The organism is Microbacterium flavum (genome assembly GCF_018717645.1).
GTDB classification, from domain to species: Bacteria; Actinomycetota; Actinomycetes; order Actinomycetales; family Microbacteriaceae; genus Microbacterium; species Microbacterium flavum.
The window spans coordinates 226,831-238,627 of record NZ_JAFLHG010000005.1 but is presented as its reverse complement, the minus strand read 5'-3'; the positions used below and the strand labels follow the sequence as shown (position 1 = coordinate 238,627).

The following is an 11,797-nucleotide window of genomic DNA, read 5'->3' as shown; positions in this document are numbered from 1 at the left end:
GTCTTGGACACTCGGCAGGACGGGGGCGGGGGCGGCGGGCGCGGGGGCGGGGCGGGGGCAGGCGCGGGGCGGCGGGCCCGGCGCGACGCGTCAGCGGCGGCGGTAGAGGAGCATCGCGCCGGTGTAGCCGGCGAGAAGGATGCCGAGCATCCAGGCGAGGGCGATCCACACATCTCCTGCCACAGCGCCACCACCGAGCAGCGCACGGATCGAGTTCACGATCGGCGTGACGGGCTGATGCTCGGCGAACCACGCCACCGGCGCGGGCATGGTGTCGGTCGGGACGAAGGCCGAGCTGACGAACGGCAGGAAGATGAGCGGGTAGCTGAACGCGCTCGCGCCGTCGACGCTTCGGGCCGCCAGGCCCGCAATGACCGCCACCCACGTCAACGCGAGGATGACGAGGACGAGCAGCCCCACGACCGCCAGCCACGCCAGCACCCCCGCGGAGCTGCGGAAGCCCATGAGCAGCGCCACTCCGACGACCAGCGCGAGGGAGACGAGGTTCGCGACGAGCGAGGTGAGCACGTGCGCCCACAGCACGGACGAGCGCGCGATCGGCATGGACTGGAACCGCGCGAAGATCCCGCCCTGGAGGTCAAGGAAGAGCCGGTACGACGTGTAGGCGATCCCCGACGCGATGGTGATGAGCAGGATGCCGGGGAGCATGTAGTCGATGTACGCCGCCGTGCCCGCTCCGGTGTCGATCGCGCCGCCGAGGACGTAGACGAACAGGAGCATCAGGGCGATCGGCGTCACCGCCGTCGTGATGATCGTGTCGGGACTGCGCAGGATGTGGCGGAGCGACCGCCCGGTGAGGGTCGCCGTGTCGGCGAAGACGTGTGCGCTCATGATCCGCTCCCTGAGGTTGTCGAAGGGCCGGTGAGGGCGAGGAAGACGTCCTCGAGGCTCGGCTGCTTCTCCACGTACTCGACACGAGCGGGCGGCAGCAGCGCCTTCAGCTCGTCGAGGGTGCCCTCCACGAGGATCCGGCCCTCGTGGAGGATCGCGATGCGATCGGCGAGACGCTCCGCCTCGTCGAGGTACTGCGTCGTCAGGAGGACCGTCGTCCCTCCATCGGCGAGGCTCCGGACGGTGTCCCACACCTCGCGTCGCGCCTCCGGGTCCAGACCCGTCGTCGGCTCATCCAGGAAGATCACCCGCGGGTCGCCGACGAGACTCATCGCGATGTCGAGGCGACGCCGCATCCCGCCCGAGTAGGTGCCCGCCGCCCGCGCCCCGGCATCCGTCAGCGAGAACCGTCCGAGCAGCGCGTCGGCGACCGCTCCGGGGTTCCGAAGGTGCCTCAGCCGCGCGACGAGCGCGAGGTTCTCCCGCCCGGTGAGCACCTCGTCGACGGCGGCGAACTGTCCCGTGAGACTGATCTCCTCGCGGACGCCGGCGGGGTCGGATGCCACCTCCCGCCCGGCCACGGCTGCCGCCCCGGCATCCGCTCGCAGCAACGTCGAGAGGATGCGGACGAGCGTCGTCTTGCCCGCTCCGTTGGACCCGAGCAGAGCGAAGATCGTGCCGCGCGGGACGTCGAGGTCGACGCCGCGGAGGACGCGCAGGTCGCCGAAGGACTTCTCGACGCCGCGCAGCGAGATCACCGCCGGCGCGCTCATGAGGTCCTCCGCTCGGCTTCCGCGATCGCCTCGACGAGGCGCGTGCGCTCCTTGTCGATCCACTGGCGGCTCGAGTACGCCGCGATGAAGTCCTCTCCGAACGCGACCGGGTCTGTGCCGAGGAGATCGCGCAGCGGGATGCCGTCGGCGGCGGCGCGCTCCCACAGGTCGGCGACGTCGACGAACATCGTGACGAGGGTGTCGCCGTCCAGGAAGCCCGCGGCGTACAGGAAGTAACGCTGGTAGGCCTTCGCGGCGGCGCGGTACGGTTCGGGAAGCGCGTCCATGCGCGAGACCGCGTGCTTGTACTGCTTCTTCGTTCCAGCGAGCCGGTGAGCTTTTCGATCCAGGACATGTCAGTCCTCCTTCTGGGTCGTGTCGGGGTGAAGTCGGTCGAGGCGTTCTGCGAGGAAGGTCCAGGTCTCCCAGAACTCGTCGAGCTGAGCCGCGCCCTGCGCGTTCAGCGTGAAGACCTTGCGCGGCGGGCCCTTCTCCGAGGGCACCTTCTCCACGTCGACGAGGCCGCGCTGCTCGATGCGCAGCAGGAGGGCGTAGACGGTGCCCTCGGCGATGTCGGCGAAGCCCTGGTCGCGCAGCCAGGTCGTGATCTCGTAGCCGTACGCCGGCCGGCGCGCGAGGATCGCGAGCACGATCCCCTCGAGCACGCCCTTGAGCATCTCGGTGGTCTGCTTTCCCATCGGGGGTCCCTTCGGTACTCAGTGACGATGACTACTGGTACATAGTAAGCATGAGTACCGCTACTCCGCAACAGTGAGTACCGGATGGCATCCCTCCCTCCCCCTCGCCGAGTGTCCAGGACACGCGGTGCCGCCGGGGCTCGCCTCCGCATGTCCTGGACACTCGGCAGGCGGCAGGCGGCCGGCGGCGGCCACCGGCCGGCGGCGGGCGGCGGGAGGCGTGCGGCAGGCGGCGTGCGGATGCCGTGAGGGTAGGGGCGGCAGGCGGCGTACGGATGCCGTGAGGGTAGGGGCGGCGGGGCGTATGGAAAGCGTGAGGATGCCGTCGCACGCCGCCCGGGGCGAGTTGTATCGGATCTCGTGCCCACCGCGGGCATCCGCGCCACAGCAGACGCGCGGCCCACCCCACCGGAGTCCCCGTGCTCGATCTCGTCTACCTCGCCACGACCCTCGCCCTGTTCGGCCTCGTCGCGCTGATCGCGAAGGGGGTCGAGAAGCTGTGACCGTCCTCGCGATCGTCAGCGCGCTCCTCGCCGTCGGCGCCGTCGTCTACCTCGTCGTCGCCCTCGTGAAGCCGGAGCGCTTCTGATGAGCGGCACCGACCCCGCAGCGATCTGGAGCGGCGTGCTCCAGATCGCGACCGTCATCCTCGCCCTCGCGCTGCTGTACGTCCCGCTCGGCGACGCGATCGCTCGGGTGTTCGACAGCCCGAAGCACGCCCGCGTCGAGCGCGGCATCTACCGCGTCATCGGCGTGGATGCCACGGCTGAGCAGACCTGGCAGGCGTATGCCCGCGGCATCCTGCTCTTCTCCGCCATGGGCGTCCTGTTCGTGTACGTCCTGCAGCGCGCCCAGGCGGTCCTCCCCGCCTCGCTCGGTCTGCCGCCTGTGCCCGAGGGCCTCGCGTTCAACACGGCCGTCTCGTTCGTGACGAACACCAACTGGCAGTCGTACTCGCCCGAGGTCACGCTCGGCTACACCGTGCAGCTGGCCGGCCTCGCGGTGCAGAACTTCGTCTCCGCCGCGGTGGGCATCGCCGTCGCGGTGGCCCTCATCCGCGGGTTCGCCCGCCGCGGATCAGCGACGATCGGCAACTTCTGGGTCGACCTCGTCCGCGCTCTGGGGCGCATCCTGCTGCCGCTCGCGATCCTCATGGCGATCGTTCTCCTGATCGGAGGCGTCGTGCAGAACTTCGACGGCTTCCAGACCGTGCAGACGGTCACGGGCGGCTCGCAGGTGATCCCCGGGGGACCGGTCGCCTCGCAGGAGGCGATCAAAGAGCTGGGCACGAACGGCGGCGGCTTCTTCAACGCCAACTCGTCGCACCCGTTCGAGAACCCGACGCCGTGGACGAGCGTGCTCGAGGTGCTCATGATCCTCGCGATCCCGTTCGCGATGCCCCGCGCCTTCGGCCGGATGGTCGGCGACAACCGCCAGGGGTATGCGATCGCCGGCGTCATGGCATCCCTGTGGATCGCGGGCGTCGCGCTGACCACGTGGCTCGAGCTTCGCGCGGCGGGCACCGCTCCGCAGCTGGCCGGCGGGGCGATGGAGGGCAAAGAGGTCCGGTTCGGCATCTGGGGGTCGACGCTGTTCGCGGCGTCCACCACCGGCACCTCCACCGGCGCGGTGAACTCCATGCACGATTCCTACACGGCCCTCGGCGGGATGATCCCGACGCTCAACATGATGCTCGGCGAGGTCGCTCCCGGCGGCGTCGGCACGGGGCTGTACGGGATGCTCGTGCTCGCGATCATCGCGGTGTTCGTCGGCGGCCTGCTCATCGGGCGCACCCCCGAGTACCTCGGCAAGAAGATCGGTCCGCGCGAGATCAAGCTCGCGAGCCTGTACATCCTCGTGACGCCGGCACTCGTCCTCGGCGGCGTGGCCCTGAGCTTCGCGATCCCGCCGGTGCGCGCCGACGTCGAGGCCACGTCGATCTGGAACCCCGGTGTGCACGGCCTCTCCGAGCTGCTCTACGCGTTCACCTCCGCGGCGAACAACAACGGATCCGCGTTCGCGGGACTCACCGCGAACACCCCGTGGCTGAACACCGCGCTCGGCGTCGCGATGCTCCTCGGACGCTTCATCCCGATCGTGCTCGCCCTCGCCCTCGCGGGGTCGCTCGCGGCGCAGGACCGGGTGCCGACCACGATCGGCACGCTCCCCACCCACCGGCCGCAGTTCGCGGCCCTCCTCGCGGTCGTGACCGTCGTCATCACCGCCCTCACCTATTTCCCCGTTCTCACGCTGGGTCCCCTGGCGGAAGGGCTGCTCTGACATGTCCCCCCTCACCACCTCTCTCCCCACGGTCACGGCTGCGGCGGCCGATGCCTCCGCGGATGCCGCGCGCCCCGCGCCGCGCTCCCACGCGTTCTCGGGCGCACAGCTCGCGCAAGCCCTGCCCGGTGCCGTCCGCAAACTGAATCCGGCCGCCCTGTGGCGGAACCCCGTCATGTTCCTCGTCTGGGTGGGCGCGGCCCTGACCACCGTCATCGCGGTGGCCGAGCCGTTCCTCGGCGGGCCGTCGGAGTCGGGCGGGACGCCCGTCCCCCTCGGGTTCACGTGGGGCATCGCGGTCTGGCTGTGGCTGACCGTGCTCTTCGCGAACCTGGCCGAGTCGGTCGCGGAAGGCCGCGGCAAGGCGCAGGCGGGTGCGCTGCGCAAGACGCGCACCGCGACGGCGGCGCGCCTGGTCGCCGGCTACGACGCGGCCTCCGATCCAGGCGCCGAGCGCGCCGCGACGACGGAGGTCGCCTCGAGCGACCTCACCCTCGACGACGTCGTCGTCGTCTCCGCGGGCGAGCTGATCCCGGGCGACGGGGACATCGTCCACGGCATCGCGACGGTCGACGAGTCGGCCATCACGGGCGAATCCGCCCCCGTCGTCCGCGAATCGGGCGGGGACCGTTCGGCCGTCACGGGCGGCACCCGCGTCCTGTCGGACCGCATCGTGGTGCGGATCACCTCGAAGCCGGGCCAGACGTTCGTCGACCGGATGATCGCCCTCGTCGAGGGAGCCTCGCGCCAGAAGACGCCCAACGAGATCGCCCTCGGCATCCTCCTCGCGAGCCTGTCGATCGTCTTCGTCATCGTCGTGCTGACCCTGAACCCGATCGCCTCCTACGCGGCATCCCCGGTGTCGATCCCGGTGCTCGTCGCGCTGCTCGTCTGCCTGATCCCGACGACGATCGGCGCGCTGCTGTCGGCGATCGGGATCGCCGGGATGGATCGGCTCGTGCAGCGCAACGTGCTGGCGATGTCGGGGCGCGCGGTCGAGGCGGCGGGGGATGTGTCGACGCTGCTGCTCGACAAGACCGGGACCATCACCTACGGCAACCGCCGGGCAACGGCGTTCGTCGCCCTCGACGGCGACGACGATGATCTCGCCCGGGCCGCGGCGCTCTCCTCCCTGGCCGACCCGACGCCCGAGGGGGTCTCGATCGTCGAACTGGCGGCGCAGCTCGGCGTGCACGTGGCGGCACCCGTGGGTTCGACCGCGGTGCCCTTCACCGCCCAGACCCGCATGAGCGGAGTGGACCTCGCAGACGGCACCCAGGTGCGCAAGGGAGCGGCATCCGCGATCCTCGCCTGGCTGGACGGTGCGGGCGGAGCCGACGGCGACCGCACGAGCGCCGTCGCGACGGCCGCGGTGCCCGAGGAGCGACGCGAAGAGCTCCTCCGATCCGTCGGCGAGATCGCCGGCAGCGGCGGAACCCCCTTGGTCGTGGCGACCCTCGGAGCGCAGATCGGAGGGGTTTCGACGGCCCGGGTCCTGGGGGTCGTGCACCTCAAGGACATCGTCAAGGACGGCCTGCGCGAGCGGTTCGCGGAGCTGCGCGCGATGGGGATCCGGACGGTCATGATCACGGGCGACAACCCGCTCACCGCCGCGGCGATCGCGGCCGAGGCCGGGGTCGACGACTTCCTCGCCGAGGCGACGCCCGAGGACAAGCTGGCCCTCATCGTGCGCGAGCAGGAGGGCGGCAACCTCGTGGCGATGACCGGCGACGGGACCAACGACGCGCCGGCTCTCGCTCAGGCCGATGTCGGCGTCGCGATGAACACGGGCACGTCGGCCGCGAAGGAGGCGGGCAACATGGTCGACCTCGACTCCGACCCGACGAAGCTCATCGACATCGTCCGGATCGGGAAGCAGCTGCTCATCACCCGCGGCGCGCTGACGACCTTCTCGCTCGCCAACGACGTCGCGAAGTACTTCGCCATCATCCCCGCGATGTTCATGGGCGTCTTCCCGGGCCTCGCGGCGCTGAACGTCATGCAGCTGCACTCCCCGGCATCCGCCGTCACGAGCGCGATCATCTTCAACGCGATCGTCATCGTGTTCCTGATCCCGCTCGCGCTGCGGGGCGTGAGATATCGCGCGGCGAGCGCGTCGAGCACGCTCAGCCGCAACCTGCTCGTCTACGGACTCGGCGGCGTCATCGCCCCGTTCCTCGGCATCAAGCTGATCGACCTCGTCGTCAGCCTCATCCCCGGCTTCTGACGCCGGATCGCGAAAGGCACCGTCATGTCCCCCACCCGCACCCTGCTGCGCACGAGCGGCACCGCGTTCCGCGCGATGCTCGTCGCGACCCTCGCCCTGGGCCTCGGCTACACCCTGCTCATCACGGGCGTCGGCCAGCTGCTGCCCGGGCAGGCGCACGGCTCCCCCGTGACCGATGCGAGGGGCACCGTCGTCGGCTCCGCCCTGATCGGTCAGTCGTTCACCGACGCCGACGGGAACGCGCTGCCGCAGTACTTCCAGTCCCGCCCGTCGGCGGCCGGTGACGGCTACGACGGCGGCGCGTCGTCGGGGTCGAACTGGGGCCCCGAGAACGCGGACCTCATCGCGGCGATCGAGCAGCGCACGACGTCCATCGCCGAGCGTGAGGGCGTCGACGCGTCGCAGATTCCTGCTGACGCCGTCACGGCATCGGCCTCCGGTCTCGACCCGCACATCTCGGTGGCCTACGCCGAGCTGCAGCTCGCCCGTGTCGCCGACGCCCGCGGTCTGAGCACCGACGAGGTCGAGAGTCTCGTCGCCGAGAACACCACGGGCCGCGACCTCGGCTACCTGGGCGATCCGCGAGTCAACGTCCTGCAGCTCAACCTGGCCCTCGATGCACTCGGCAGCTGATCGTGCGCGCCGGGATACGGCGCGCACGCCGCGTCAATAGGGTGAATCCATGAGACGGGGTCGGCTGCGGGTGCTGCTGGGGGCGGCCCCCGGCGTCGGCAAGACCTACGAAATGCTCGAGGAAGGGCGCCGGCTCCTCGACTCGGGCATCGATGTCGTCGTCGCCGTCGTCGAGACGCACGGGCGCGCGGCGACGGCGGCGAAGGCGCAGGGCATCCCACAGATCCCGCGTCGCGTCGTCGCGCATCGCGGCGTACAGCTCGATGAGATGGACCTCGACGCGGTGCTGGCCCGATCGCCGCAGCTCGCTCTGGTCGACGAGCTCGCGCACACCAATGCACCGGGATCGACGAACGCGAAGCGCTGGCAGGATGTCCGGACGCTCCTCGACGCGGGAATCGACGTGGTCACGACGGTCAACGTCCAGCACATCGAGTCGCTCGGCGGCGTCGTCGAGCAGATCACCGGCGTCGCGCAGCGGGAGACCGTGCCGGATGCCATCGTGCGCTCGGCCGATCAGATCGAGGTCGTCGATCTGTCGCCCGAGTCGCTGCGCGACCGTCTCTCGGCCGGTCACGTGTACCCTGCCGAGCGCATCGACGCCGCACTGTCGAACTACTTCCGGCTCGGCAATCTCACGGCCCTGCGCGAACTCGCTCTGCTGTGGCTCGCAGACGAAGTCGACAGCGCCCTCAAGAGCTATCGCGCCGAGCAGGGCATCCAGGGCACGTGGCAGGCGCGCGAGCGGGTCGTGGTCGCCCTCACCGGTGGCGCCGAAGGCGAGACGCTGCTGCGCCGGGGGGCGCGCATCGCCGCCCGCTCGGCTGGGGGCGAACTGCTCGCCGTGCACGTCAACAGCCAAGACGGTCTGCGCGCCGAGGAGCCCGGGGCCCTCGGCGCCCAGCGAACTCTCGTCGAGCAGCTCGGCGGCACCTACCACCAGGTCGTGGGAAGTGACGTGCCCCGCGCGCTCGTCGAGTTCGCACGGTCGGTGAACGCGACTCAGCTCGTGCTGGGGGTGAGCCGACGCGGGCGGCTGCAGGCGGCGCTGACCGGCCCGGGCATCGGGTCATCCGTCATCCGCGAATCCGGCGACATCGATGTGCACATGGTGACGCACTCCGCCGCCGGCGGGAGGATGGCGCTGCCGCGGCTGGCCGGCACGGCGCTGAGCGTGCGGCGCCGCCTTTCGGGATTCGGCCTCGCGCTCGTGGGCGGCCCGTTGCTGACGTGGCTGCTGGTCGCGCTGCGCCGCCCCGAATCGATCACGAGCGACGTGCTGGCCTTCCAGCTGCTCGTCGTGCTCGTCGCCCTCGCCGGCGGGATCTGGCCGGCCGTGTTCGCGGCGGTGATGTCGGGCCTCACACTGGACTACTTCTTCGTCGACCCGCTGTACACCGTCACCGTCGCCGATCCGCTGCATGCGTGGGCGCTCGTCCTGTACGTGATCATCGCGCTGCTGGTGAGCCTCGTCGTCGACCGCGCCGCGCGGGCGGCGCGCACCGCCCGGCGCCGCGCCGCAGAGTCGGAGCTGCTCGCCACCGTGTCGGGCAGCGTGCTGCGCGGGCAGGGATCGCTCGAAGCTCTCGTCACACGCACCCGCGAGGCGTTCTCGCTCGCAGGGGTGCGCCTTCTCGTGCACGGAGAGACGGTCGCGAGCGACGGCGAGCCGCTCCGGCAGGACGCCGCTCGCACCGGCGCGACGCCGGGCCGCACCGACGTGCCCGTCGGAGAGGGCGCCGTCTTGGAGCTTCAGGGCGGATCGCTGGATGCCTCGGAGCGTCGCCTCCTGCAGGTGATCGTCACGCAGCTCGAAGGGGCGCTCGCCCAGCGCCGACTGGAGGAGAGCGCGCAGGCTGCCGACGTCCTCGCTCAGGCGGATCAGGTGCGCAGTGCGCTGCTGTCCGCCGTGAGCCATGACCTGCGCCGCCCGCTGGCCGCTGCCGTCGCCGCGATCGGCGGCCTCCGCTCCGGCGGGGCGCACCTGTCCGACGACGATCGGGCGGAGCTTCTGGAGACGGCCGACGAGAGTCTGGGCACTCTCACCCGGCTCGTCACCGACCTCCTGGACGTGTCGCGCGTGCAGGCCGGGGTCCTCGCCGTCTCGGTGGCCCCCGTCGACGCAGGGGGCGTCGTCATGGCATCCGTCGACGAACTCGGCCTGGGTCCTGCCCTGGTCGACCTGGCGCTCGACGAGGATCTTCCGCCTCTCGCCGCCGACGCCGTACTGCTGCAGCGGGTTCTGGTGAACGTCCTCGCCAACGCTCTGCGGTACGAGCCGCAGAGCGGATCGCGGGTGCGCCTGACGACGAGCCGGCTGGGGCCGGTCGCGCAGATCCGCGTCATCGACCATGGCCCGGGGCTTCCTCCCGAGCGACGCGAGGACGCGTTCGCCCCCTTCCAGCGCCTCGGCGACACCGACAACACGACGGGGCTCGGGCTCGGGCTCGCCCTCTCCCGCGGCTTCACGGAGGGCATGGGCGGCACGCTGACACCCGAGGACACCCCCGGCGGAGGACTCACGATGGTGATCGCGCTGCCGATCGCCTCAGGCGGTTCCGCGAGAGGATCGGACGCATGAGGATCCTGGTCGCCGATGATGATCCCCAACTCGTCCGCGCGTTGCGGATCACCCTCGCCGCGCATGGGTACGAGGTCGTGTCCGCCCCGGATGGTGCCACCGCCGTGACCCTGGCCGCGCAATCGCATCCCGACCTGGTCCTCCTCGATCTCGGCATGCCGCACCTCGATGGCGTGCGAGTCATCGAGGCTCTGCGCGGCTGGACGGCCGCGCCCATCATCGTGGTGTCGGGGCGCACCGGCTCGGCCGACAAGGTCGAGGCGCTGGATGCCGGGGCAGACGACTACGTCACGAAGCCGTTCCAGGTCGACGAGCTGCTCGCGCGCCTGCGCGCGCTGCTGCGGCGCACGTCTGCGCCGGGTGGGGAGCCCGTGGTGCGGTTCGGCGATGTCACCGTCGACCTGGCGGCGAAGCTCGTCACGCGCGGCGGCGCGCCCGTCCGACTCACACCGACCGAGTGGCGCATGCTCGAGTTCCTCGCGCGCAATCCCGGCGCGCTCGTCACCCGCCAGACCCTGCTGAAAGACATCTGGGGCACGGAGCAGGTCGCCGATACCGGATACCTGCGCCTGTACGTGTCGCAGCTGCGCAAGAAGCTCGAACCCGACCCGGCGACGCCTCGGCATCTGCTCACCGAAGCGGGGATGGGCTACCGACTCGTCGTGGACTGAGGCGCGTCAGCTGAGCCGGCGCGTGCGCGCGACCCGCGCTCCGATCTTCCTGCTGACGTGCAGCTGCACCCACAGCGTCGCGATCCCCGCGACGAACAACCCGGCGAGGTTGACTCCCAGCTGCACGAGAGCCGAGAGGGCCTCGTCCCAGGCGCCGACGGCCAGCGTGAGCCCGATCGTGCCGACGGCGGGGACCGTCGTGATCGAGATGAACACCCCCACCAGTGCCGACGACTTCGAACTCGTCAGCGACAGCACACCCGCGATCCCGGCGAGGAGCGCGATGACGAACGACCAGGCATCCGGCGCGATGATGAACTCCGTCAAGGGGCCGGTCGTCGCCTGTTCGAGCGTGAAGACGCCGACGGCGTAGAGCACCGCCCAGACGGCCCACGCCACCGCCGCGCATCCGGCGAAGCCGCCGAGGAGGGTCGCCAGCGCGGGAGCGACGATGCCGGTGCGCCGACGCACGATCGCGTAGCTGATGGCGGCGATGGGGGTGAACTCCGGTCCGACGACCATCGCGCCGATGATGAGGATGGGCTGGTCGAGCAGCCGCCCGATCCCGGCGATGAGGGTCGCCAGCATGAGGAAGGCGAAGAAGCTCCACGACGGGCGCGCGTCCTCCCTCGCGTGGTCGGCGAGCTGGGCCCAGAGGACTCCATCGGCCGGATGCCCGGGAGCTGCGTGCTCGGCCTCGGACGCGGCATCCGACAGGATGACGAGCGGTTCGCTGATCGTCACCGATCCGACCGTCGGGACGCCGTGATGGCGCAGCATCCGCATGACGTTGTTGGCGTCCTCGCGGGCCAGGTCGAACAGCAGCAGGCACCGCTGCCCGCCGCCGCCCGGGGCCACCGGCTCGAGGGCTGCCGGGAGGCGCACCATGTTCGCCGTCGTCGGGTAGCTGTCCAATTCGCGCTCGATCCGCTCGACGAGGTCGATCGGTGCGGTGACGCGGACGGAGAGCACGAGACCATCCTCGCGGCGGCCGCGGACGGAATCGGTGAGCGACGCGGGGCGTGCGGCACGCGAAAACGCGCGAACCGCTCCCCGGCGAGGGGTGTGCGAGCGGTTCGCGC

The 11,797-nt window shown here is 71.1% G+C and carries 11 protein-coding genes; 6 read left to right on the top strand and 5 right to left on the bottom strand.

The genetic code is table 11. The features are described from left to right. Window positions 1-90: 90 nt before the first annotated feature. The 4 genes from J0P97_RS07475 to J0P97_RS07460 all read right to left on the bottom strand — a co-directional run bounded on the left by J0P97_RS07475 (window position 91) and on the right by J0P97_RS07460 (window position 2,323). Entirely contained in the window at window positions 91-852 is a 762-nt protein-coding gene (locus tag J0P97_RS07475; RefSeq protein ID WP_215487143.1) for an ABC transporter permease, read from the bottom strand. Then, window positions 849-1,625 (bottom strand): ABC transporter ATP-binding protein, encoded by a 777-nt coding sequence (locus J0P97_RS07470; RefSeq protein WP_215487142.1) that lies wholly within the window; start codon window positions 1,623-1,625, stop codon window positions 849-851. The genes J0P97_RS07475 and J0P97_RS07470 overlap by 4 nt, the downstream gene beginning before the upstream one ends. Next, the gene (locus J0P97_RS07465; RefSeq protein ID WP_372449677.1) at window positions 1,622-1,912 is read right to left on the bottom strand and encodes a DUF1048 domain-containing protein; all 291 of its coding nucleotides are present in this window, start codon (window positions 1,910-1,912) and stop codon (window positions 1,622-1,624) included. Before J0P97_RS07465 ends, J0P97_RS07470 begins: the two co-directional genes overlap by 4 nt. A 69-nt stretch (window positions 1,913-1,981) precedes the next feature. Further along, entirely contained in the window at window positions 1,982-2,323 is a 342-nt protein-coding gene (locus J0P97_RS07460) for a PadR family transcriptional regulator (protein ID WP_215487141.1), read from the bottom strand. 499 nt (window positions 2,324-2,822) lie between these two features. On the opposite strand from J0P97_RS07460, the gene kdpF reads away from it, so the two are divergent. Genes kdpF through J0P97_RS07430 form a run of 6 tightly spaced genes read left to right on the top strand, consistent with a single transcriptional unit; the run spans window position 2,823 to window position 10,715 of the window. Next, on the top strand, window positions 2,823-2,912 hold the full coding sequence (gene kdpF, locus J0P97_RS15900; protein ID WP_215487140.1) for a K(+)-transporting ATPase subunit F: 90 nt from the start codon (window positions 2,823-2,825) through the stop codon (window positions 2,910-2,912). Then, the gene (gene kdpA, locus J0P97_RS07450) at window positions 2,912-4,603 is read left to right on the top strand and encodes a potassium-transporting ATPase subunit KdpA (RefSeq protein WP_215487139.1); all 1,692 of its coding nucleotides are present in this window, start codon (window positions 2,912-2,914) and stop codon (window positions 4,601-4,603) included. Before kdpF ends, kdpA begins: the two co-directional genes overlap by 1 nt. Before the next feature lies 1 nt (window position 4,604). Next, complete coding sequence (gene kdpB, locus J0P97_RS07445) at window positions 4,605-6,830, top strand: potassium-transporting ATPase subunit KdpB (RefSeq protein WP_215487138.1); 2,226 nt, start codon at window positions 4,605-4,607, stop codon at window positions 6,828-6,830. Window positions 6,831-6,854: 24 nt separating this feature from the next. After that, window positions 6,855-7,463, top strand: coding sequence for a potassium-transporting ATPase subunit KdpC (kdpC, locus tag J0P97_RS07440; RefSeq protein WP_215487137.1), 609 nt, complete (start codon window positions 6,855-6,857; stop codon window positions 7,461-7,463). Between the two features lie 49 nt (window positions 7,464-7,512). Next, complete coding sequence (locus J0P97_RS07435) at window positions 7,513-10,044, top strand: DUF4118 domain-containing protein (RefSeq protein WP_215487136.1); 2,532 nt, start codon at window positions 7,513-7,515, stop codon at window positions 10,042-10,044. Beyond that, window positions 10,041-10,715 carry a response regulator gene (locus J0P97_RS07430; RefSeq protein WP_215487135.1) on the top strand — a complete coding sequence of 225 codons (675 nt, stop codon included), beginning with the start codon at window positions 10,041-10,043 and terminating at the stop codon, window positions 10,713-10,715. The genes J0P97_RS07435 and J0P97_RS07430 overlap by 4 nt, the downstream gene beginning before the upstream one ends. Window positions 10,716-10,721: 6 nt before the next feature. Here J0P97_RS07430 and J0P97_RS07425 read toward each other — a convergent pair whose 3' ends face one another. After that, window positions 10,722-11,687, bottom strand: a complete 966-nt coding sequence (locus J0P97_RS07425; protein ID WP_215487134.1) for a DUF389 domain-containing protein — start codon at window positions 11,685-11,687, stop codon at window positions 10,722-10,724. Window positions 11,688-11,797: the final 110 nt, after the last annotated feature.